Annotated in this window: 19 protein-coding genes and 1 pseudogene; 13 read left to right on the forward strand and 7 right to left on the reverse strand. The window is 58.1% G+C overall.

The genetic code is table 11. The annotated features are described in order from the left end of the window. The first annotated feature begins 28 nt into the window (after nucleotides 1-28). The 5 genes and pseudogenes from cydD (at nucleotide 29) to infA (ending at nucleotide 4,777) form a co-directional block, all read left to right on the forward strand. Entirely contained in the window at nucleotides 29-1,795 is a 1,767-nt protein-coding gene (cydD, locus tag DVA43_RS10195; RefSeq protein WP_114315462.1) for a cysteine/glutathione ABC transporter permease/ATP-binding protein CydD, read from the forward strand. Then, on the forward strand, nucleotides 1,795-3,516 hold the full coding sequence (cydC, locus tag DVA43_RS10200; RefSeq protein ID WP_114315463.1) for a cysteine/glutathione ABC transporter ATP-binding protein/permease CydC: 1,722 nt from the start codon (nucleotides 1,795-1,797) through the stop codon (nucleotides 3,514-3,516). Before cydD ends, cydC begins: the two co-directional genes overlap by 1 nt. A gap of 47 nt (nucleotides 3,517-3,563) precedes the next feature. Beyond that, nucleotides 3,564-4,271 carry a leucyl/phenylalanyl-tRNA--protein transferase gene (gene aat / locus DVA43_RS10205; protein WP_103178902.1) on the forward strand — a complete coding sequence of 236 codons (708 nt, stop codon included), beginning with the start codon at nucleotides 3,564-3,566 and terminating at the stop codon, nucleotides 4,269-4,271. A gap of 186 nt (nucleotides 4,272-4,457) precedes the next feature. Next, nucleotides 4,458-4,631, forward strand: a pseudogene (locus DVA43_RS25330) (hypothetical protein); the annotation flags it as partial. Beyond that, nucleotides 4,559-4,777 (forward strand): translation initiation factor IF-1, encoded by a 219-nt coding sequence (gene infA / locus DVA43_RS10210; RefSeq protein ID WP_001040187.1) that lies wholly within the window; start codon nucleotides 4,559-4,561, stop codon nucleotides 4,775-4,777. The pseudogene DVA43_RS25330 and the gene infA, both read left to right, overlap by 73 nt. Before the next feature lie 77 nt (nucleotides 4,778-4,854). Here infA and DVA43_RS10215 read toward each other — a convergent pair whose 3' ends face one another. From DVA43_RS10215 to clpS, 3 genes are all read right to left on the reverse strand, one after another. Further along, on the reverse strand, nucleotides 4,855-5,271 hold the full coding sequence (locus DVA43_RS10215; protein ID WP_114315464.1) for a hypothetical protein: 417 nt from the start codon (nucleotides 5,269-5,271) through the stop codon (nucleotides 4,855-4,857). Between the two features lie 600 nt (nucleotides 5,272-5,871). Continuing rightward, complete coding sequence (clpA, locus tag DVA43_RS10220) at nucleotides 5,872-8,148, reverse strand: ATP-dependent Clp protease ATP-binding subunit ClpA (RefSeq protein ID WP_114315465.1); 2,277 nt, start codon at nucleotides 8,146-8,148, stop codon at nucleotides 5,872-5,874. Between the two features lie 30 nt (nucleotides 8,149-8,178). Beyond that, on the reverse strand, nucleotides 8,179-8,499 hold the full coding sequence (gene clpS / locus DVA43_RS10225) for an ATP-dependent Clp protease adapter ClpS (RefSeq protein WP_114315466.1): 321 nt from the start codon (nucleotides 8,497-8,499) through the stop codon (nucleotides 8,179-8,181). Between the two features lie 322 nt (nucleotides 8,500-8,821). On the opposite strand from clpS, the gene cspD reads away from it, so the two are divergent. Continuing rightward, on the forward strand, nucleotides 8,822-9,043 hold the full coding sequence (cspD, locus tag DVA43_RS10230; RefSeq protein WP_032617324.1) for a cold shock-like protein CspD: 222 nt from the start codon (nucleotides 8,822-8,824) through the stop codon (nucleotides 9,041-9,043). Between the two features lie 164 nt (nucleotides 9,044-9,207). On the opposite strand, the gene macB is transcribed toward cspD, so the two are convergent. Next, complete coding sequence (gene macB / locus DVA43_RS10235) at nucleotides 9,208-11,148, reverse strand: macrolide ABC transporter ATP-binding protein/permease MacB (RefSeq protein WP_114315467.1); 1,941 nt, start codon at nucleotides 11,146-11,148, stop codon at nucleotides 9,208-9,210. Beyond that, a complete protein-coding gene (gene macA / locus DVA43_RS10240; RefSeq protein ID WP_114315468.1) occupies nucleotides 11,145-12,260 on the reverse strand; it encodes a macrolide transporter subunit MacA in 1,116 nt (371 codons plus the stop codon). Before macA ends, macB begins: the two co-directional genes overlap by 4 nt. A gap of 159 nt (nucleotides 12,261-12,419) precedes the next feature. Between macA and DVA43_RS10245 the strand changes: the two genes are divergently transcribed. Next, a complete protein-coding gene (locus DVA43_RS10245; protein WP_114315469.1) occupies nucleotides 12,420-13,376 on the forward strand; it encodes a VirK/YbjX family protein in 957 nt (318 codons plus the stop codon). Here DVA43_RS10245 and DVA43_RS10250 read toward each other — a convergent pair. After that, nucleotides 13,373-15,031 (reverse strand): ATP-dependent endonuclease, encoded by a 1,659-nt coding sequence (locus DVA43_RS10250; RefSeq protein WP_114315470.1) that lies wholly within the window; start codon nucleotides 15,029-15,031, stop codon nucleotides 13,373-13,375. The genes DVA43_RS10245 and DVA43_RS10250 overlap by 4 nt on opposite strands. Nucleotides 15,032-15,402: 371 nt before the next feature. On the opposite strand from DVA43_RS10250, the gene aqpZ reads away from it, so the two are divergent. From aqpZ to hcr, 4 genes are all read left to right on the forward strand, one after another. Beyond that, entirely contained in the window at nucleotides 15,403-16,098 is a 696-nt protein-coding gene (aqpZ, locus tag DVA43_RS10255; protein ID WP_114315471.1) for an aquaporin Z, read from the forward strand. Between the two features lie 166 nt (nucleotides 16,099-16,264). Beyond that, entirely contained in the window at nucleotides 16,265-17,164 is a 900-nt protein-coding gene (locus DVA43_RS10260; protein WP_114315472.1) for a lysine exporter LysO family protein, read from the forward strand. A 143-nt stretch (nucleotides 17,165-17,307) separates the two neighbouring features. Further along, a complete protein-coding gene (gene hcp, locus DVA43_RS10265) occupies nucleotides 17,308-18,960 on the forward strand; it encodes a hydroxylamine reductase (protein ID WP_114315473.1) in 1,653 nt (550 codons plus the stop codon). A gap of 11 nt (nucleotides 18,961-18,971) precedes the next feature. Continuing rightward, entirely contained in the window at nucleotides 18,972-19,940 is a 969-nt protein-coding gene (hcr, locus tag DVA43_RS10270) for an NADH oxidoreductase (RefSeq protein ID WP_114315474.1), read from the forward strand. A gap of 146 nt (nucleotides 19,941-20,086) precedes the next feature. Here hcr and DVA43_RS10275 read toward each other — a convergent pair whose 3' ends face one another. Next, nucleotides 20,087-20,521, reverse strand: coding sequence for a DoxX family protein (locus DVA43_RS10275; RefSeq protein ID WP_114315475.1), 435 nt, complete (start codon nucleotides 20,519-20,521; stop codon nucleotides 20,087-20,089). 152 nt (nucleotides 20,522-20,673) lie between these two features. On the opposite strand from DVA43_RS10275, the gene poxB reads away from it, so the two are divergent. Beyond that, on the forward strand, nucleotides 20,674-22,392 hold the full coding sequence (gene poxB, locus DVA43_RS10280; protein WP_103823407.1) for a ubiquinone-dependent pyruvate dehydrogenase: 1,719 nt from the start codon (nucleotides 20,674-20,676) through the stop codon (nucleotides 22,390-22,392). 38 nt (nucleotides 22,393-22,430) lie between these two features. Next, entirely contained in the window at nucleotides 22,431-23,432 is a 1,002-nt protein-coding gene (gene ltaE, locus DVA43_RS10285; RefSeq protein ID WP_114315476.1) for a low-specificity L-threonine aldolase, read from the forward strand. Nucleotides 23,433-23,440 lie beyond the last annotated feature (8 nt).

Here is a 23,440-nt window from a genome sequence, read left to right on the forward strand (position 1 = left end):
CCTAATAACATCACCTGCAAAGCACGCAATGGAAAAAACCCGTCAACAAGAGTTAACTCGCTGGCTTAAAAAGCAAAGCGTTATTTCCCGCCGCTGGCTGAATATTTCCCGTCTTTTGGGGTTTATCAGCGGACTGTTGATTGTCGGCCAGGCATGGCTTCTGGCCCGCATTCTTAACCATATGATTATGGAAAATATCCCGCGCGAGGCGCTGTTACTGCCTTTCATTGTGTTGATTCTGGTCTTTGTTCTGCGTGCCTGGGTGGTCTGGTTGCGTGAGCGCGTGGGCTTCCACGCCGGGCAGAACATTCGCTATGAAATTCGCCGCCAGGTGCTGGACAGGCTACAGGAGGCCGGGCCTGCCTGGATCCAGGGCAAGCCCGCCGGAAGCTGGGCGACGCTTATCCTCGAACAGATCGATGATATGCATGACTACTACGCCCGCTATCTGCCCCAGATGGCGCTGGCTGCTTTCGTTCCCCTGCTGATCGTGCTCGCGATTTTTCCTTACAACTGGGTCGCCGCGCTGATCCTGCTGGGCACCGCCCCGCTGATCCCGCTTTTTATGGCGATGGTCGGCATGGGTGCTGCCGACGCCAACCGCCGCAACTTCCTGGCGCTCGGACGTCTCAGCGGCCACTTCCTTGACCGTCTGCGCGGCATGGAAACGCTGCGTATTTTTGGTCGCGGTGAAGCCGAAACCGACAATATCCGCCACGCCTCCCAGGATTTCCGTCAGCGCACCATGGAAGTGTTACGCCTGGCATTTTTATCCTCCGGGGTGCTGGAGTTCTTCACCTCCCTGTCAATTGCGCTGGTTGCCGTCTATTTCGGTTTCTCCTATCTGGGTGCCCTTGATTTCGGTCATTACGGTACCGCCGTGACCCTTTTTGCAGGCTTTCTGGCGTTAATTCTGGCGCCGGAATTTTTCCAGCCGCTGCGCGATCTGGGCACTTTCTATCATGCGAAAGCGCAAGCCGTGGGTGCCGCCGACAGCCTGAAAACCTTCCTTGAAACGCCGCTGGCTCATCCGCAGCGTGGCGACGTGACCCTGAACACCGCCAGACCGGTCAGCATTGAAGCAGAGAACTTCTGCGTACTGTCGCCGGAAGGTAAAGTCCTTGCCGGCCCTCTGAACTTTACCCTCGCGGCAGGTCAGCGCGTGGTGCTGGTTGGCACCAGCGGCTCCGGTAAAAGCTCCCTGCTGAATGCGTTATCCGGTTTTATGGCCTACAGCGGCTCGCTGCGCATCAACCAGGCCGAGCTCTCAGCGCTCGATCCTGATGAGTGGCGCACCCATTTAAGCTGGGTAGGACAGAACCCGCAGCTTCCGGCGGCCACGCTGCGGGAAAACGTGCTGCTGGCGCGTCCGGATGCCAGCGAAGAAGAGTTACAGTCAGTCCTCGACCGCGCCTGGGTCAGCGAGTTTCTGCCCCTGCTGCCGAACGGCGTGGATACGGTAGTGGGCGATCAGTCGGCGGGGCTTTCCGTCGGCCAGGCGCAGCGTATTGCCGTAGCCCGCGCCCTGCTTAACCCCTGCCAGCTTTTATTGCTGGATGAACCCGCCGCCAGCCTGGATGCGCACAGTGAACAGCGCGTGATGATGGCGCTGGATGCCGCCTCGCAGCAGCAAACCACGCTGATGGTAACCCACCAGCTGGAGGGCATCTCCCGGTGGGATCAGATCTGGGTCATGGACAATGGTCAGCTTGTTGAGCAGGGCGATTACGCCACGCTCGCGGCGGCACAGGGGCCGTTTGCGGCCCTGCTGGCAAACCGTCAGGAGGAGATTTGATGCGCGCTTTATTGCCTTATCTTGCGCTTTATATGCGCCACAAATGGATGCTGACGCTGGGCGTGGTGCTGGCGATCGTCACCCTGCTGGCGAGTATCGGCCTGTTGACGCTCTCCGGCTGGTTCCTCTCTGCCTCGGCGGTCGCCGGTTTTGCCGGGCTCTACAGCTTCAACTATATGCTGCCCGCCGCCGGGGTGCGCGGCACGGCCATCACCCGCACCGCCGGGCGCTACTTTGAACGTCTGGTCAGCCATGACGCGACCTTCCGCGTGCTGCAGCACCTGCGCGTTACCACCTTCAGCAAGCTGCTGCCCCTCTCCCCTGCCGGACTGGCACGCTATCGCCAGGGAGAACTGCTTAACCGCGTCGTCGCCGACGTGGATACCCTCGATCACCTCTATTTGCGCGTTATCTCTCCGCTGGTGGGCGCCCTGGTGGTCATTGTGGTGGTCACCCTTGGGCTGTGCCTGCTCGACGTTCACATTGCGCTGCTGCTCGGCGGGATCATGCTCGCAACGCTCTTTATCTTACCGCCGCTGTTTTACCGCGCCGGCAAACCGACCGGTGAAAAACTGACGCGTCTGCGGGGCGAGTATCGTCAGCAACTGACGGGCTGGCTACAGGGTCAGGCGGAGCTGACCATCTTTGGTGCCAGCCGCCGCTACCGCGCGCAGATGGAAAATACCGAGCTGAACTGGCACGAAGCCCAGCGCAAGCAGTCAGAACTCACGGCCCTCTCCCAGGCGCTGATGCTGCTAATTGGCGGAGGCGCAGTCATGGCGATGCTGTGGATGGCTTCCGGCGGCGTGGGTGATAACGCGCAGCCAGGCCCATTAATCGCCCTGTTAGTCTTCTGTGCGCTGGCGGCGTTTGAAGCCCTGGCGCCGGTGACCGGTGCCTTTCAGCACCTGGGCCAGGTGGTGGCCTCCGCGCTGCGGATCACCCAGATTACCGGCCAGCAGCCGGAAGTGCAGTTCAGCACCGCCGTATCAGAGGTGCCTGAACAGCTTGCGCTCCGCCTGGCGGATGTCACCTTTGCCTATGACGGCCAGGCGCAACCGGCCCTGGACCACATTAACCTGACGATCCCCGCGGGCGCCCATGTGGCGGTGCTGGGTCGCACAGGCTGCGGTAAATCGACACTGCTGCAGTTGCTGACCAGAGCATGGGACCCGACGCAGGGTCAGATCCTGTTTAATGACACGCCTCTGGTGCAGATGAGCGAGACTGCGCTGCGCAAAACGGTAAGCGTGGTGCCCCAGCGGGTTCATCTTTTCAGCGCCACCCTGCGCGATAACCTGCTGTTAGCTGCGCCCGGTGCTGCCGATGAGGTGTTACGCGGGATGCTGGAAAAAGTGGGTCTGCAGAAGCTGCTGGAAGATGAAGGGCTCAACAGCTGGCTTGGCGAAGGCGGCCGTCAGCTATCCGGCGGCGAGCTGCGCCGCCTGGCCATTGCGCGCGCGCTGCTTCACAATGCGCCGCTGATGCTGCTGGATGAGCCAACCGAGGGGCTGGACGCCACTACCGAGCGGCAAATCCTTGATTTACTGAAAAAAGAGATGCAGGACAAAACCGTGCTGATGGTGACGCACCGTCTGCGCGGTCTGGCGGATTTCGATCAAATTATTGTGATGGACAACGGACAAATTATTGAGCAAGGTAATCACGCTGAACTGTTGGCAAAACAGGGCCGCTACTACCACTTTAAACAACGTCTGTAGTCTATATTTGAACCGATCCCCACTTTGCGTACTGGAGTTTTGTTGTCATGCGCCTGGTCCAGCTTTCTCGTCATTCTCTTGCGTTCCCTTCTCCGGAAGGGGCGCTGCGTGAACCTAATGGTTTGCTGGCCCTGGGCGGCGATCTGAGTCCGTCGCGTTTATTGATGGCTTACCAGCGGGGGATTTTTCCGTGGTTCTCTCCCGGCGATCCCATCTTATGGTGGTCGCCCGATCCCCGCGCCGTTCTGTGGCCCGCGGAGTTTCATATCAGCCGCAGCATGAAGCGTTTTCACGCCCGCTCCCCTTATCGCGTCACCCTCAACCATGCGTTTGGTCAGGTGATCGAGGGCTGCGCCAGCGATCGCTTTGAAGGAACCTGGATCACACCCGAGGTGATCGTCGCCTACCATCGCCTGCACGAGCTGGGCTACGCCCATTCGATTGAGGTATGGGATGATAAGGATGAACTGGTGGGCGGCATGTACGGCGTGGCGCAGGGCACGCTGTTTTGCGGCGAGTCGATGTTCAGCCGCGCGGTTAACGCCTCCAAAACCGCGCTGCTGGTCTTCTGCGAACGCTTCGCACGCAGCGGCGGCAAGTTAGTTGACTGCCAGGTGCTGAACGAACATACCGCCTCGTTGGGTGTGGTGGAGATCTCGCGCCATGAATATCTGGCGCAGCTGGCGACCCTGCGCATGCAAAAATTACCGCAAAATTTCTGGGTGCCAACGACGTTATTTACGCCTCAGGGATAAATGTTTTCCGCATATTTTTCCTCAAGGTGCTATAATTCTGCCGCAGAGTAGGTTCTGCCTGTTGCCCCGCCGCCGTTTGGGAATAGTTCGCATCCGATAACGCCCTATCGTTTATCCTGCCACCTCCCCTTTACGTATGCGCTTTTCGTACGGTTGAACCGTGACGTCCGGGCAATACGCTGAAAACTGCTTTGTTGCGTTTTAAACGCGCAAATCTTTACTTAATTGATGAATTTCGGCATTATCTTGCCGGTTCAAAACTTGGTAGTGATACCCCAGAGGATTAGATGGCCAAAGAAGACAATATTGAAATGCAGGGTACCGTTCTGGAAACGTTGCCTAACACCATGTTTCGCGTAGAACTGGAAAACGGTCACGTCGTTACCGCGCATATCTCCGGTAAAATGCGTAAGAACTATATCCGTATTCTGACGGGCGACAAAGTGACTGTTGAGCTGACCCCGTACGACCTGAGCAAAGGCCGCATTGTCTTCCGTAGTCGCTAAGAGTATTTCGCCTGCAATGGCGTATAAAGAATAATAAAGGCCGGGTTATCCCGGCCTTTTTTTATGCCCCGCCCGTATCAGTGGATACGCACCACGGTCATATCCGCCAGCATGGTATGCGCAATATCATGCAGCAACCCGGTAAGGTGCGGGAGCATCTCGCGGTCGAAATGCGACACCAACAGCACATGATTTAAGGCCCGGCAGTAATTGCACTGGGCTTCGGTGCTGTCCAGCAGCCACTCCTGTTTATGCGAGGGCGGGATTTCATTTTCATCCAGCACGCGAAAATCGGTCATGGATTTTGCCAGCTCAGCGCTGAATGCATTGAGATAGGCCGCCAGGCAGCGGCAGACAGGCTGCGTTTGCGGCAGCGAGTCGCAATCGACAAGGATTTCGGTAAGCAGGTTGCAGCGCGCAGCGAGCGTGGAGAGATCGTGGGCACAGACTTCAAGTTCGCTATAAAGCTGGGGAATAGGATTTTCATTAGTCATAAAGAGTCCTTTATTCACGGCAAATTATCATTGTGCGCGCTTTCAGGATGCCTATCCTGGCACCTGATTTTGCAGGTGCATCGCCATTCTAATACTGTGATTTTATCCAGCAATTTTCTCGTTTAAATTCTGGATAACGCCTCGCAAAATTTTAATTCTTCCTTACAGCAACACAAAAGCCAGAGGCAAATTCGCCACTCACAGCGGCACCCTGGTCCGGCTGAAAATCGCTGAGGCGTTGACCGTAGGCCGGGGCGAGGCGCATGGACGCGCCGAGAGGGGGCGACCTACATGGATGTAGGATCGCCCCCGACCCGAAAGCCGAAGGGAATAAGCCGAGGGGACCGCGAAGCGGCGATTTTCTTTGCCGGGAGCCGGGGTGGTCAGGGGGGCGGCGGCGAGCCCCCCTGACACGTTCACCGGTGACGTGGTTTACAGAGAAGCACGGAACGTAAAGTGAACGGAACCTCCTCAACCGCCACATGTTCCCACCGTGCATTGCCCGGCGGCGCTGTGCTTGCGCGGGCCTACAAACGGCACACTAAAAAAACCATAAAAAAAACCGGGCTTTCGCCCGGTTTTTACCATCACGCAACAGCGTTAGTGAGCCGCCTCCGGCTTATGCTTCGCCGCACTCTGGAAATCATACGTCAGCTCGTTCTTCGCCTGATCCAGCGCCACCGTCACCTGGCCCCCATCGACAAGCGAACCAAACAGCAGCTCGTTAGCCAACGGTTTCTTCAGGTTATCCTGAATCACACGCGCCATCGGACGGGCACCCATCGCACGATCGTAGCCTTTCTCAGCCAGCCAGTTGCGGGCCTCCTGACTCACTTCCAGCGACACACCTTTCTGATCCAGCTGAACCTGCAGCTCGACGATGAACTTATCCACCACCTGATGAATCACCTCGGTAGAGAGATGCTCGAACCAGATAATGTTGTCCAGACGGTTACGGAACTCCGGCGTGAAGATCTTCTTGATCTCTTCCATCGCATCGGTGCTGTTATCCTGGTGGATCAGGCCGATGGATTTACGCTCGGTTTCACGTACCCCGGCGTTGGTGGTCATCACCAGCACCACGTTGCGGAAGTCCGCCTTGCGCCCGTTGTTATCGGTCAGCGTCCCGTTATCCATCACCTGCAGCAGGATGTTGAACACGTCCGGGTGCGCTTTCTCGATTTCATCGAGCAGCAGTACCGCGTGCGGATGCTTGATCACCGCGTCGGTGAGCAGGCCGCCCTGGTCAAAGCCCACATAGCCCGGAGGCGCACCAATCAGTCGGCTGACGGTGTGGCGCTCCATATACTCGGACATATCAAAGCGCAGCAGCTCAATGCCCAGCGCTTTGGAGAGCTGAACCGTCACCTCGGTTTTCCCCACCCCGGTCGGGCCGGCGAACAGGAAAGAACCGACAGGTTTGTGCTCATGCCCCAGCCCGGCACGGGCCATCTTAATGGCCTCGGTTAAGGCCTCAATGGCTTTATCCTGTCCAAAGACCAGCATTTTCAGGCGATCGCCGAGGTTTTTCAGCGTATCGCGGTCGCTCTGAGAAACGCTCTTCTCAGGGATACGCGCGATGCGGGCCACCACGGATTCGATATCCGCCACGTTGACCGTTTTCTTGCGCTTGCTGACCGGCATCAGACGCGCACGCGCGCCCGCTTCGTCGATCACATCAATCGCTTTATCCGGCAGGTGGCGATCGTTGATGTATTTCACCGCCAGCTCCACCGCCGCACGCACCGCTTTCGCGGTATAACGCACGTCATGGTGCGCTTCGTACTTCGGCTTCAGGCCATTGATGATCTGCACCGTTTCTTCAACCGACGGTTCAGTAATATCGATTTTCTGGAAGCGACGCGCCAGGGCACGGTCTTTTTCGAAAATATTGCTGAACTCCTGATAGGTGGTTGAGCCGATCACCCGGATCTTGCCGCTGGAGAGCAGCGGTTTAATCAGGTTGGCGGCATCCACCTGACCACCGGATGCCGCACCGGCGCCGATGATGGTATGGATCTCGTCGATAAACAGGATGCTGTTAGTATCCTGCTCCAGCTGTTTCAGCAGCGCTTTGAAACGTTTTTCAAAATCACCGCGGTATTTGGTTCCGGCCACCAGGGAACCGATATCCAGCGAATAGATGGTGCAGTCGGCGATCACTTCCGGGACATCGCCCTGCACGATACGCCAGGCCAGCCCTTCGGCAATGGCGGTTTTACCGACGCCAGATTCCCCCACCAGCAGCGGGTTGTTCTTGCGGCGGCGGCACAGCACCTGAATCGCCCGTTCCAGCTCTTTATCGCGGCCTATCAGCGGGTCAATACCGCCAACACGGGCAAGCTGGTTAAGATTGGTGGTGAAGTTTTCCATACGTTCCTCCCCGCCTGCTTGCTCTTCGCTGTTGACCTGATGGCTGGAATCCGAAGACGGATTCGATTCGTCTTTTCGCGTTCCGTGAGAGATAAAGTTCACCACATCGAGGCGGCTGACTTCGTGTTTGCGCAGCAGGTAGGCGGCTTGCGACTCCTGCTCGCTGAAGATGGCAACCAGCACGTTGGCACCGGTGACTTCGCTACGTCCGGAGGACTGGACGTGAAATACCGCACGCTGGAGTACACGCTGGAAGCTGAGCGTCGGTTGCGTGTCGCGCTCCTCTTCACTGACGGGCAGTACAGGTGTGGTCTGTTCGATGAAGGCTTCAAGTTCCTGACGCAGCGCCACCAGATCCACGGAGCAGGCTTCAAGCGCTTCGCGGGCGGATGGGTTACTGAGCAGTGCAAGCAGCAGGTGCTCGACCGTCATAAACTCATGTCGGTGCTCACGCGCTCTGGCGAAAGCCATGTTTAAACTGAGTTCCAGTTCTTGATTGAGCATAGGCACCTCCCCCAATTTTCATTGCCTTATTCAGGCTTTTTCCAGCGTACACAGCAACGGATGCTCATTCTCCCTTGCATACTGGTTCACCATTGCCACCTTGGTTTCGGCGACTTCTGCGGTAAACACCCCGCAGATGGCTTTGCCATGATAGTGAACCGTAAGCATCAGTTGCGTTGCACGTTCAACATCATAAGAAAAGAACTTTTGTAGCACGTCAATAACAAATTCCATCGGCGTGTAATCATCGTTCATTAACATAACTTTATACATAGATGGCGGTTTTAGCGCGTCGCGCACTTGATCTTCCGCCAGCTTGTCGAAATCGAGCCAGTCGTTCGTCTTACCCATTGTCAGTCGTCATCTTCGTTTACGGTCTCCGGTCGCGTGTTCTGATGCTGACGGGAGGCTATACATAACCTGAATCTACCTTAGATGTCAGATAACCTACATCTATTATTGCCATCCGCGATGTCTGTCACAATACCGTTCAATAGCGTTAACTGCTTCAAATTTTGACTCATTTTTACCCGTCCTTGCCCGGCAAATGCTTGACGATCCTTTTGGTTTATCTAAATTGTACAAGCGTGAGTTGGCGAGGTTTTGAACAGCTCCCACTCCACCACCGGTTCATTACATCTAACTCAATAAGATTTACGAAGGATGTCGAAGCATGGAAACGGGTACAGTTAAGTGGTTCAACAACGCCAAAGGGTTTGGTTTTATCTGCCCTGAAGGCGGCGGCGAAGACATTTTCGCACATTACTCCACCATTCAGATGGATGGATACAGAACGCTGAAAGCCGGGCAGGCCGTCCGGTTCGATGTACACCTTGGGCCAAAAGGCAATCATGCCAGCGTTATTGTGCCCATCGAAGCAGAAGTGGTGGCATAGCCCTCTGTTTCATTGTGTACACCCCGCACTCAAAATGCCAGCCCGATGCGCTGGCATTTTTATTTGTGTGCGGTGATGCGGCCTGATGCCCGACGGCGCTGCGATTGCGCAGGCCTACGGATTTTGTAGGCCGGGTAAGGCGTAGCCGCCACCCGGCAACAGGTTCACTCCCGGGCTAACGCATCCACCGGATCTAATCGCGCGGCGTTGCGTGCCGGCAACCAGCCAAACAGCACCCCGGTAAAGGTAGAACACAGGAAGGCAGTTAGCAGCGCCATCGGTGAAAAACCAATTTCCCAGCCGGGTAAAAACAGCTGCAGCGTAAAGGCGATGAGCAGCGAGAGCGTAATCCCCAGCGCACCGCCCACCAGACAGACCAGCACCGCTTCAATCAAAAACTGCTGCAGCACATCGCTGGCCCGGGCGCCGACCGCCATCCTGATGCCAATTTCACGCGTCCGCTCCGTCACCGACACCAGCATGATATTCATCACCCCAATCCCCCCGACCAGCAGGGAGATGATCGCCACCAGCGTGAGGAAGAGCTGAAGAGTACGTGTGGTCTTTTCCGCCGTTTTCAAGAGCCCGTCCATGTTCCAGGTGAAGAAATCTTTCTTCCCGTGGCGCAGGGTTAACAGGCGTTCAAGCTGTTGCTCTGCCTGAGCGCTGTCGTAGCCATCTTTCACCCGGACGGTGATGGAGTTGAGCCACGACTGCCCCATAATGCGCCCCGAGATAGTGGTGTAAGGCAGCCAGACGCGTAAAATCTTGCTGCTGCCAAACATCGACTGCTTCTCCTCCGCCACGCCAATCACCGTCGCGGGCATGTTCCCCACCAGCACGATCTCGCCCACCACCTTCGCTTTATTGGGAAACAGCTGTCGCCGGGCGTTGCTGTCGAGCACCACCACCTGCGCCCGCCCTGCCAGCTGCTCTGCATTGAAGGTGCCCCCTTCGCTGAAGGTCATGCCGTAGACGTTAAAGTAGTCGCCGCTGACGCCGTTGGCGCTGGCCGCCACATCGATATTGGCATAGCGCAGGCGCAGGCTCTGGGACACCGCCGGGGTGGCGGAGTTAACCCACGGCTGCTTCTGAATGGCCGTGAGATCGTCATACTTCAGCGCCTGCTGGTACTGCGGCTCGTCATCGCCAAAATCTTTGCCGGGATAGACGTCAATGGTATTGGTGCCGATGGAGCGGATATCCGACAGCACCAGCTGTTTGGCCGCGTCGCCCACCACCACAATCGACACCACCGAGGCGATGCCGATGATGATCCCAAGCATGGTCAACAGGGTGCGCATCTTATTGGCGGCCATCGCCAGCCAGGCCATGGTCAGCGCTTCACGAAAGCTGCTGGCAAACTGCCGCCAGCCCGAAGGCGGCGGTAAGGATACCTCCTGCCGCCGGGTGGCATTGAGGCCAGGCGGCGGATTGCTGACCAGCTCGCCGTCGCGGATCTCGACAATGCGTCCTGCCTGGGAGGCCACCTCCGGGTCGTGGGTGACAATAATCACCGTGTGCCCCTGATCCCTCAGCTGGTGCAGGATCGCCATCACCTCTTCCCCGGAGTGGCTATCCAGCGCCCCGGTCGGTTCATCCGCCAGGATCACCTGCCCGCCGTTCATCAGCGCCCGGGCGATACTCACCCGCTGCTGCTGGCCGCCGGAAAGCTGCGACGGCTGATAATCGACCCGCTCCCCCAGCCCCAGCCGGGTAAGCAGCGCCTGCGCCCGCTCAAGGCGTTTTTTGCGCTCCACGCCAGCATAGACCGCGGGCACCTCGACGTTTTGCGCCGCGCTCAGATGCGAGAGCAGATGGTAACGCTGGAAGATAAAGCCGAAATGTTCCCGGCGCAGTTTAGCCAGCGCGTCGCTGTCCAGCGTGGCGACGTCGGTGCCCGCCACACGATAGGTACCGCTGGTGGGTTTATCCAGGCAGCCGAGAATGTTCATCAGCGTCGATTTACCGGAGCCTGATGCCCCGACAATCGCCACCATCTCCCCCGCCTCTACCCGCAGGGTGATGCCCTTCAGCACCTCCACCGGCCCGTCGCCGGAGGGGTAGCTGCGGCGGATATCATTCAGCTCCAGCAGGGCGGTCATTTCGCCGCCCCCGGCTGGCTCTCGCTGATGACCACCTCTTCACCCTCTTCCAGCCCTTTCACCACCACCACATCGGTGTCGTTGCGCGAGCCGAGGCTCACCTCACGCTCGCGAATTTCACCGTTGCGCAGCACCTTCACGTTATAGCGGTTATCTCCTACCGGTTGGCCCAGCGTCGCCAGCGGGATGGTCAGCACGTTTTTCACCCCGGAGAGCTGAATATGCACCTGGGCGGTCATGTCCAGGCGCAGCACTCCCTGCGGGTTGGGGACTTCAAACCGGGCGTGATAGAAAATGGCGTCGTTGACCTTCTCCGGCGTCGGGAGAATATCCTTCAGCACCCCTTCATAGCGGGTTTGCGGGTCCCCCAGCACGGTAAACCAGGCTTTTTGCCCCGGTTTTAAGTGGATCACATCCGCTTCCGAGACCTGGGCTTTCACCAGCATGGTACCCATATCCGCGAGGGTCAGGATGTTCGGCGCCTGCTGGGCAGCGATAACCGTCTGTCCCTGCAGGGTCGTAATCTGCGTCACTTCCCCGGCCATTGGCGCAACGATGCGGGTGTACTCAAGGTTAGTTTTGGCACTGTCCAGCGAGGCCTGGTTGCGTTTGATCTGCGCGTCGATGGTGCCAATCTGCGCCTGCTTTACCGCCAGCTCGGTGGTCGAGGTATCCAGATCCTGCTGCGAGATCGCCTGGGTGGTCGCCAGCTGCCGCTGACGGTTCAGGGTCACCTGGGCGAGCTTACGCTCCGCTTCCGCCTGGCTGCGCTGGGCGCGCAGCTCCATCAGCGTCGCCTCCACCTCTTTGATCTGGTTTTCGGCCTGCTCCGGGTCGATAACCCCCAGCAGTTGCCCTTTTTTCACCTTGTCGCCAATCTCCACCGACAGCGTCTTCAGCTGTCCGCTGACCTGGGCACCCACGTCAACCTTGCGTAGCGCGTCCAGTTTGCCGGTCGCCAGCACGCTCTGCTGCAGCTCGCCCGGACGAACAATCAATGTCTGATATTGCGGCACCGGTGCGTTTAGCACCCGCCACAGCCAGAATCCACCCACCAGTACAATCAGCACCAGCAGCAGAAACAGCTTCCTGCGCTTTCCCTTTAAGTTCATAAATATTCCAAATAGCTATTCCGGCTTACATAACTGTTGATTCTAACTAAACCGCGCCTCAACGAAACCCCTGCTTTTCGTGGCGCGTAAATGTTGTTGAGGAGAGGTTGATAAAACCCCTGCTGAAATAAAGGCCTGGCAACAAGACCGGGATCTAGTATGTCCTCCATCGCAGAGTCATCTTATTCACAGCAGCCGCAACCTAAATCAGCCTGGCAGCTATTTCAGCATCTGGCATCCGGAACATTAACTCCCGGCCTTGCCTGGCGTAATCCGGCCTATCGCCGCAAGTTTATGCTGCGCTCGCTGATGACGCCGTTCAGCACCGCACGTCTGCTGGCAAGCCTGACAAAACAGCCGCAACTCCTGCAACTGTTACAGGTCCAGCCGGGGCTGCCCTGCCGCCTGCATCGCCCGTGGCTCTCGGTGGCGATGAATCGCCAGCAAACGCTCCAGGCGCTGAACTGGCACTATCAGACCCTGCAGCGCCAGCTCCCGGCCGCGCTGATGAACGGCTATCTCTCCCGGGAGGGAGTAACGTTACTGACCCTGACCGGGAAAGACGATCGCGCCTTTACCCTGCGTCTGTGCGCCGATGCTTTTCTCGATAAAGAGGGCGAGGCGACGCTGGCATTTTGCGACGAACAGCAGACGGTACTGGCGGAGATGACCTTTACGCTGTGTCAGGTTAAAGGCACCCCGACGCTGTTTATCGGCGGGATGCAGGGGGCAAAAGCCTTTGTGCCGCACGAGGCGATCCAGAGCGCCACTAAAGCCTGTCACGGCCTGTTCCCGAAACGCCTGCTGGTGGAAGCCGCCATGACGCTCGGTAGCGCCCTGGCCGTGGAGCAGATTATCGCCGTCAGCAACAGCACCCATATTTATCGCAGCTGGCGCTATCGCAAGAAAAAAGAGGGGAAACTGCTGGCCGACTACGACAGTTTCTGGCTGTCGCTGGGCGGGGAGCGCGACAGCGAGGGCAACTTCAGGCTGCCGCTCGCCATGCCGCGCAAACCGATGGAGGAGATCGCCAGCAAAAAACGCGCTGAGTATCGCCGCCGGTTTACCCTGCTGGACAGCCTGATCGATCAGGTCAACCAGGCGACCCGCCGCTAGTCCGCCCTCCCGCGTGCCAGCCACAGCACGCGGGAGAACATCTTCCGTAACAGCGTGGGCACCGCCTCCACGCCGCGACGACCGGCCTCCATCGCCACCTCAATCGCCAGATCGGGTTTCGACGAACGGTGAATGGCCTTCATGATCACCCGCCGCATGTTCATCGGGATATCCTCCGGGATCATCGCCACCCGGTGAAAGACATCGGAAAAACCCTGCCGGTACATGAAGTGCTCCATGTCCATGGCGGGCAGCGCCGTCAGGTGCTCGCGCTCCTCTTCCCGGTCGTTATTGATTAGCCCGCGCACGGTCGCGGCATATTTCTTACCCGCCTCGTCACCGTCCACCAGCACATGCCATTCGATGCCCATCCGCCGGGCAAATTTAATCAGCGGTTTCAGCCCCGACTGGGCAAACTCAATCACTTTGATGCCCTCGGCATCAAAGTGGTGCCCACACTGACGGGCCAGCTCGTTAATCACCCAGGTTTCGGTCTCCCCTTCCACCAGCAGCCAGCAGCGGGCAAACAGCGAGGAGGCGCGGTTGAAGCGAATATGGAAGGCGATACGGCGGCTGTCTTCTGCATTCATGCCCCCCGGCCCCAGGCGGTAAGCCGAGACGCGCGACGACTCACGCACCAGACGGCAGACGTGCTCGACCGGGGTTAGCGACAGCAGTTCGCCGGAGTTGGTGGTGGTGATGCGCTGCAGCGGCAGCAGATTCAACAGGTGCCAGGCCACCGAGAGCATGATCGGGTGCAGGCGCGTCTCGGGATCTTCCACCAGCAGCAGCGGACGGGCATCCCGGTCCAGCCGGACGGTGCCTTTGGCCTGCAACAACGTGGAGAAGAGCCCCAGCAGGATCACCCGGTGCGAGCGGCCGCCGGGACGGTCGATCATCCGGTTGATGATGTCGAGGTAGCGCCAGCTGCGCTGCTCGTCATGGGAGCGCCGTCGCATCAGCCGGTTGCGCACCGGGGAGGTGCCCTGTTCGGAGAAGTAGTGCTCCAGCAGCTGTACCATTGCCGACAGCCCCTGGCGGATCTGGCCGTCGGTCAGGTTTTGCGGACGGGCGACCAGTTCCCGGGCCAGATAGTCCAGCTCCCGGGCGGTGACCTCCACATCAGGCATGTCGGGGACGGTACCGTTGCGGATGCGGCGCATAAAACGTGCATCACGCAGGCGCAGCACCGGCATCAGACGGACCAGATGGCGCGCCCGCTCGTCGATATCCTCCAGCGGCAGGGCCTGGCCGTCAGTATCGAGAAAACCGCGCAGGGTCAGCACACTGTCATCGCTGGCAAGCTCACCCTCCAGACGATAAAAAATGCGCCGATAGCCATCATCACAGGGCACCCAGCAATCGGCAAGAGGACGATAGCGGCGAACGCGATGGCGCCCCGGCTCGCTTTCACGAAAGGTAAGGATAATATGCAGATGGTGTTCACGCCCCAGCATATCCCCGGGGGGGAACCAGAAATCTTCCCGGACAAAATGGTACAAACTGGATTCCGGCGATAGCAGCAGCGTCAGGGCGTCCAGCAGGCTCGATTTACCCCAGGCGTTTTCTCCGATCAGCACGTTGTTGTGCTCAAGCATCAGCGACAGACGGTTAATGCCGCGAAACCCCACGATTTCCACACGCTCTAGCAACATGTACCCTCCGGGAGAGATGAACTTTTTCCTTTAAGTTATCAGGAGTATAACGCCAGCGGGCCCGGACGGACACTCCATCGTCGGCGGAATAATGCCAGCCAGAAGCGAAAATTAAGAATTTAACCAGACAGTTTCATTTGTAATAACGATTTCCGCCGCATACTCTTGCTGCCGAAAATGCAACTCTGTTTTACTCGCCTTAATTTAGCAAGGAAGCGCAACACATTGCCCTACATCAAACTTACCGTATTTATTTAACTGGTGAGGGGGAATATTCATTTTTAGAATAGTGGCGTTTTAAAACTCGTCGCTTGTTTTGGCGATAAATAACAAGGGCGCAGGATTGCGCTCATTTTTTCTTTGAGGTGGTTATGTTCAGAAAATTAGCAGCGGAATGTTTTGGTACATTCTGGTTGGTATTTGGTGGCTGCGGTAGTGCCGTACTGGCAGCAGGATTCCCGGAACTGGGAATTGGTTTCGTTGGTGTTTCGCTGGCCTTCGGCTTAACGGTTTTAACGATGGCATATGCCGTGGGGCATATTTCCGGTGGTCATTTTAACCCGGCGGTAACATTAGGATTGTGGGCCGGCGGTCGTTTTCCGGCAAAAGAGGTTCTTGGCTATATTATTGCCCAGGTCATTGGCGGAATTATTGCTGCCGCTATTCTGTATGTCATTGCCAGCGGTAAAGCGGGCTTTGATGCTGCGACCAGCGGCTTTGCCTCAAACGGCTTTGGCGAACACTCCCCTGGCGGTTTCTCCATGCTCTCTGCCATCGTGATTGAAATTGTACTGACTGCGGGCTTCCTGCTGGTGATCCACGGCGCAACGGACAAACACGCCCCGGCCGGTTTCGCGCCGATTGCGATTGGCCTGGCGCTGACCCTGATCCACCTGATCAGCATTCCGGTGACCAACACCTCTGTTAACCCGGCGCGCAGCACAGCGGTAGCCATCTTCCAGGGCGGCTGGGCGCTGGAGCAGCTGTGGCTGTTCTGGGTGATGCCGATTATCGGCGGTATTATTGGTGGCGTGCTGTACCGCACCCTGCTGGAAAAACGCGATTAAGCGTGCGCGCGTGTGGTGCCGGGTGGCAGCTTCGCCTTACCCGGCCTACGGGACAGCATTTCGTAGGCCGGGCAAGCGAAGCGTCGCCCGGCACTGTTTTCACCTTTACTGAACCGTCTGAATTGGGTAGTGTCTCAGCGCCACTCAAATACAGGACCGGTTGTTCATGTTTTCAGGACTCTTAATCATTCTGCTCCCACTGATCGTGGGTTATCTCATTCCTCTTCATCAGCTGTCAGCGTTAAAACTGATCAATCGTCTTTTGAGCGGGATTGTCTACGTCATTCTCTTTTTTATGGGGATCAGCCTCGCCTTCCTCGATAATCTTGCCACCAATCTGCTCTCTATCCTGCACTATTCCATTATTACGATGACCGTTATTTTGCTCTGCAATATCGCGGCCCTGTTCTGGCTGGAGCGCGCTATTCCGTGGAAAAACCATCACCATCAGGAAAAATTGCCTTCACGTATTGCCATGGCGCTGGAGTCATTAAAATTATGCGGCGTGGTAGTGCTCGGTTTTCTGCTGGGGCTGACGGGATTCTCTTTTTTGCAGCACGCCACCGAGGCCAGTGAATATACGCTGATCTTCCTGCTGTTCCTTATTGGTATTCAGCTGCGAAATAATGGCATGACCTTAAAACAGATCGTTCTCAACCGTCGCGGCATGATAGTGGCGGTGATCGTGGTGGGCAGTTCGCTGATTGGCGGGGTGATTAACGCCTTTATTCTTGACCTGCCGCTGAATACCGCCCTGGCGATGGCCTCCGGTTTTGGCTGGTATTCGCTTTCCGGCATTCTGTTAACCGAGTCTTTCGGTCCGGTCATTGGCAGCGCCGCCTTCTTTAACGATCTGGGGCGCGAGCTGATCGCCATCATGCTGATCCCGGGTCTGGTGCGCCACAGTCGCTCCACGGCGCTGGGGCTGTGCGGTGCCACCTCAATGGACTTCACCCTGCCGGTGCTGCAACGCTCGGGCGGGCTGGAGATGGTACCTGCCGCCATCGTTCACGGCTTTATTTTAAGCCTGCTGGTGCCCGTCATGATGGCGTTCTTCTCAGCCTGATACTTCTTTGGCGGTAGCCTGCTGCCGCCAAAATTGCGCTAAATCAATAACCCTCTATTTTGTAGCAGAAAGCCCTTTTCACCGTATCGCCGCAGGCATAACCTTAAAGATGTATCTAAAATATAACTTTAACAGGTGTGATTATGTTTTGTGTGCAATGTGAACAAACCATCCGTACCCCAGCTGGCAACGGCTGCTCTTACGCACAGGGCATGTGCGGTAAAACCGCAGAAACCTCCGATCTGCAGGATTTATTGATTGCCTCCCTGCAGGGTTTATCCGCCTGGGCAGTTAAAGCCCGGGAATATGGCATCATCGACCACTACGTTGATCACTTCGCCCCGCGCGCGTTTTTCTCTACCCTGACTAACGTGAACTTCGACTCCCCGCGCATTGTGGGCTACGCCCGCGAAGCCATCGCCCTGCGTGAAGCCCTGAAAGCGCAGTGCCTGAATGTGGATGCCAGCGCCCGTGTCGACAACCCGATGGCCGACCTGCAGCTGGTCAGCGACGATCTGGGCGATCTGCAGCGCCAGGCGGCTGAATTTACCCCGAACAAAGACAAAGCGTCGATTGGCGAGAACATTCTCGGTCTGCGTCTGCTCTGCCTGTACGGCCTGAAAGGGGCCGCGGCCTATATGGAACACGCCCACGTCCTGGATCAGTACGACAACGACATCTACGCCCAGTACCACAAAATTATGGCGTGGCTCGGCACCTGGCCTTCCGACATGAACGCCCTGCTGGAGTGTTCCATGGAGATCGGCCAGATGAACTTCAAAGTGATGAGCATCCTGGACGCCGGTGAAACCACCAAATACGGCCACCCGACCCCGACGCAGGTCAACGTCAAAGCGACCGAAGGCAAGTGCATCCTGATCTCCGGTCACGACCTGAAAGATCTCTACAACCTGCTGGAGCAGACCGATGGCACCGGCGTTAACGTATACACCCACGGCGAGATGCTGCCCGCCCACGGCTACCCGGAACTGCGTAAATTCAAACATCTGATCGGGAACTACGGCAGCGGTTGGCAGAATCAGCAGGTGGAATTCGCCCGCTTCCCGGGCCCGATCGTGATGACCTCGAACTGCATCATCGACCCTACCGTTGGCGCTTACGATGACCGTATCTGGACCCGCAGCATCGTCGGCTGGCCGGGCGTGAGCCACCTCGAAGGTGACGATTTTGGGCCGGTGATTGCTCAGGCCCAGCAGATGGCGGGCTTCCCCTACAGTGAAATCCCACACCTGATCACCGTCGGTTTCGGTCGCCAGACCCTGCTGGGTGCGGCGGATTCCCTGATTGACCTGGTGAGCCGCGAAAAACTGCGTCACATCTTCCTGGTGGGCGGCTGCGACGGCGCGCGCGGGGAACGTAATTACTTCACCGACTTCGCCACCAGCGTACCGGACGACTGCCTGATCCTGACCCTGGCCTGCGGTAAGTACCGCTTCAACAAGCTGGAGTTCGGCGATATCGAAGGACTGCCGCGCCTGATCGACGCCGGTCAGTGTAACGATGCCTACTCAGCCATCATCCTCGCGGTCACCCTGGCGGAAAAACTGGGCTGCGGCGTAAACGATCTGCCGCTGTCGCTGGTGCTCTCCTGGTTCGAACAGAAAGCGATTGTGATCCTGCTGACCCTGCTCTCGCTGGGCGTGAAAAACATCGTCACCGGCCCGACGGCGCCTGGCTTCTTTACCCCGGATCTGCTGGCGGTCCTCAACGAGAAGTTCGGTCTGCGTTCCGTGACCACCGTTGAAGACGATATGAAGCAACTGCTGAGCGCGTAAGGAGTAAAAGTATGACGATGCCAACCCAACAGTGCCCATGGCGGATGCAGGTTCACCACATCCATCAGGAAACGCCCGATGTCTGGACGATTTCGCTGCTGTGTCACGACTATTATCCTTACCGTGCCGGGCAGTATGCGCTGGTCAGCGTGCGTCACTCCGCAGAGACGCTGCGGGCGTACACGATCTCCTCAACGCCGGGCATCAGCGAGTACATAACGCTGACAGTTCGTCGCATTGATGAGGGGGCAGGCTCACAGTGGCTGACAGGTGAGGTGAAGCGTGGGGATTACATCTGGCTCTCTGACGCGCAGGGAGATTTTACCTGCGACGATAAGCCGGACGACAAATTCCTGCTGCTGGCCGCCGGCTGCGGCGTCACGCCGGTGATGTCGATGCGTCGCTGGCTGGCGAAGAATCGCCCGCAGGCTGACGTGGCGGTGATCTTCAGCGTGCGCTCGCCGCAGGATGTCATTTTTGCAGACGAATGGCGTCACTACCCGGTTACCCTGGTGGCGGAAAACAACGCCACAGAGGGGTTTGTCGCCGGTCGCCTGAGCCGCGAACTGCTGCAAAGCGTACCGGACATCGCCTCCCGCACGGTGATGACCTGTGGCCCGGCGCCGTATATGGAGATCGTGGAAGAAGAGGTGAAGGCCCTGGGCGTGACCCGCTTCTTTAAAGAGCAGTTCTTTACTCCGGTCGCGGAAGCCGCCACCAGCGGGCTGAAATTCACTAAATTGCAGCCTGCGAAAACCTTCTTTGGCCGCGTGGGCAGCACGCTGCTGGAGGCGCTGGAGAGCAATAACGTGCCGGTGGTGGCTGCCTGTCGTGCAGGCGTGTGCGGCTGCTGTAAAACAAAAGTGGTGGACGGGAACTATACCGTTACCAGCACCATGACGCTGACGGATGCCGAAGTGGCGGAAGGCTATGTGCTGGCCTGCTCCTGCCATCCGCAGGGGGATCTGGTGCTGGCCTGATAAAAAGCCCGGTGGCGCTACGCTTACCGGGCCTACAAAACCGTACTCCGAACGCCCGGTGGCGCTACGCTTACCGGGCCGACAAAAGACCGCGAACCGTAGGCCGGGCAAACGCAGTGCCGCCCGGCATTACCGTCGCAGAGGAGTTACTTCCACGCCGGATCGCTCACCACTGCAAACCGCCCTGCCCCTAAAAATGCCACGGCCAGCGCGCCAACGAAGAAGTAGATCAGACTCTCAATCGCCCATGCCCCTACTGCATCCAGCGCGAAGGTTTTGCCTGTGCCCACCATCAGCCACGCCACCACCATGGTGAAAGCTAATACCAGCGCCGCCGGACGGGTAAGAATACCGAGGATAATCAGGATCGGTGCCACCACTTCGCCAATCAGCACCCCATAGGCAATAAAGCCCGGCAGTCCTTTCGCCACCAGCATGCCTGCAATTCCCCCAACCCCGTCAATAGCCTTATGCAGTCCATGAAAGAGCATCAGCCCCCCCACTGCCAGACGCAGCAACAGCCTGCCAAAATCGTCATGCATTAGCGTTTTATTAACAGCTATTAACAATGATTTAACCATCTGAATTTACTCCGGTTTTTAATATTTACCGCCGCAGGATATGACGAAATATTGCACTTTGAAAGCAACTATTAATCAGGGGGAATAAACAGGCATAGCGGTGAGTTTCATCTAAGCTTGAAAGCGTTATCACATTCAGGAGATGGACTACCATGAAACAAACCGTGGCGAACTATATTGCGAAAATGCTGGAACAGGCCGGGGTAAAACGGATCTGGGGTGTTACCGGGGATTCCCTCAACGGTCTGAGCGACAGCCTGAACCGAATGGGCACCATCGAATGGATGCCGACCCGCCATGAGGAGGTCGCCGCGTTCGCCGCCGGGGCAGAAGCCCAACTTACCGGAGAGCTGGCGGTCTGTGCGGGCTCGTGCGGGCCTGGCAACCTGCACCTGATCAACGGTCTGTTTGATTGTCACCGTAACCATGTCCCGGTGCTGGCTATCGCCGCACATATTCCGTCGAGCGAGATTGGCAGCGGCTATTTTCAGGAGACGCATCCGCAGGAGCTGTTCCGTGAATGCAGCCACTACTGTGAACTGGTCTCCTCCCCTGAGCAGATCCCCCAGGTGCTGGCCCTGGCGATGCGCAACGCCATTCTGAAGCGCGGCGTCTCGGTGATTGTGCTGCCAGGCGACGTGGCGCTGCAGGCGGCGCCGGAAAGTGCCAGCACCCACTGGTATCCCGCGCCCCAGCCGGTGGTGACCCCCGCCCTCGCTGAGCTGAAAAAACTGGCCCAGCTGCTGCGCTATTCCAGCAATATCGCCCTGATGTGCGGCAGCGGCTGCGCCGGGGCCCATGAAGAGCTGCTGGAATTTGCCGGCACCCTGAAGGCGCCGATTGTTCACGCCCTGCGCGGGAAAGAGCACGTGGAGTACGATAATCCGTACGACGTGGGGATGACCGGACTAATTGGCTTCTCCTCCGGGTTCCACACCATGATGAATGCCGACACCCTGGTGCTGCTCGGGACCCAGTTCCCCTATCGCGCCTTCTACCCGACTGACGCCAAAATTATCCAGATCGACATTAACCCCGCCAGCATCGGGGCGCACAGCAAAGTGGACATGGCGCTGGTGGGCGACATCAAGGCGACCCTGAGCGCACTTATGCCGCTGCTGGAGGAGAAGACCGATCGCACCTTCCTGGACAAGGCCCTGAGCGATTATCGCGATGCCCGCAAAGGGCTGGATGACAAGGCGAAACCCAGCGATAAGGCGCTGCACCCGCAGTATCTGGCCCAGCAGATCAGCCGTTACGCCGACGAAGACGCCATCTTTACCTGTGACGTGGGTACCCCCACCGTCTGGGCGGCGCGTTACCTGAAAATGAACGGCAAGCGCCGCCTGCTGGGGTCGTTTAACCACGGCTCAATGGCTAACGCCATGCCGCAGGCGCTGGGGGCGAAAGCCACCGCGCCGGACCGTCAGGTGGTGGCGATGTGCGGCGACGGCGGCTTCAGCATGCTGATGGGCGACTTCCTTTCAGTGGCGCAGATGAAACTGCCGATCAAAATCATCGTCTTTAACAACAGCGTGCTGGGCTTTGTGGCGATGGAGATGAAAGCCGGAGGCTATCTGACCGACGGTACGGATCTGCACGACACCAACTTCGCCGCCATCGCCGAAGCCTGCGGCATTACCGGTATCCGCGTGGAGAAAGCCTCAGAGGTGGATGAGGCCTTGCAGCGTGCCTTTGCCACCGACGGCCCGGTACTGGTGGATGTGGTGGTGGCCAAAGAGGAGCTGGCTATTCCGCCGCAGATCAAACTGGAACAGGCGAAGGGCTTTAGTCTGTACATGCTGCGCGCCATTATTAGTGGTCGCGGTGACGAAGTTTTGGAGCTGGCAAAAACCAACTGGCTCAGGTAAAACATTTCACATCACCTTTTAAACTATAGGGATGTGAAATGATTGATTTACGTAGCGATACCGTAACCCGCCCGACGCAGGCCATGCTCAAGGAGATGCTGGCCGCGCCGGTCGGGGACGACGTCTATGGCGATGACCCCACCGTTAACGAACTTCAGCGCTATGCCGCCGAACTGAGCGGCCACGAGGCCGCCCTGTTCCTGCCCACCGGCACCCAGGCGAACCTGGTGGCGCTGCTCAGCCACTGCGAGCGCGGCGAAGAGTATATCGTCGGCCAGGGGGCGCATAACTATCTGTACGAAGCGGGCGGCGCGGCGGTGCTCGGCAGCATTCAGCCGCAGCCTATCGATGCCGCCCCCGACGGCTCCCTGCCGCTGGACAAGGTGGCGGCTAAAATCAAAGCCGACGACATTCACTTCGCCCGCACTAAATTGCTCAGCCTCGAAAACACCCATAACGGCAAAGTGCTGCCGCGCGACTACCTGAAAGCGGCGTGGGAATTTACCCGCGAGCGGAAACTGGGGCTGCACGTCGACGGCGCGCGCATCTTCAACGCCGTGGTGGAGTATGGCTGCGAGCTGAAAGAGATTACGCAATATTGCGACTCGTTCACCATTTGTCTCTCCAAAGGGCTGGGCACGCCGGTGGGCTCCCTGCTGGTGGGCAACGCCGACTACATCAAGCGCGCCAACCGCTGGCGCAAAATGACCGGCGGCGGCATGCGCCAGGCCGGGATCCTTGCCGCGGCGGGTCTGTACGCCCTGAAAAATAATGTTGCCCGTCTGAAGGACGATCACGACAACGCTGCGTGGATGGCCGTGCAGCTGCGCGAGATCGGCGCTGATGTCATGCGTCACGACACCAACATGCTGTTTGTCCGTGTCGGAGAGGAACACGCCGCGGCGCTGGGCGAGTTTATGAAGGCGCGTGGCGTACTGATTAACGCCGCGCCGGTAGTACGTCTGGTGATGCATCTCGACGTCAACCGCGAGCAGCTGGCAGAAGTGGTTGCCCACTGGCAGGCATTTTTGCAGCGCTAAGGAGTCCT

The sequence above is a fragment of the Leclercia sp. W6 genome, assembly GCF_003336345.1.
Classification (GTDB): domain Bacteria; phylum Pseudomonadota; class Gammaproteobacteria; order Enterobacterales; family Enterobacteriaceae; genus Enterobacter.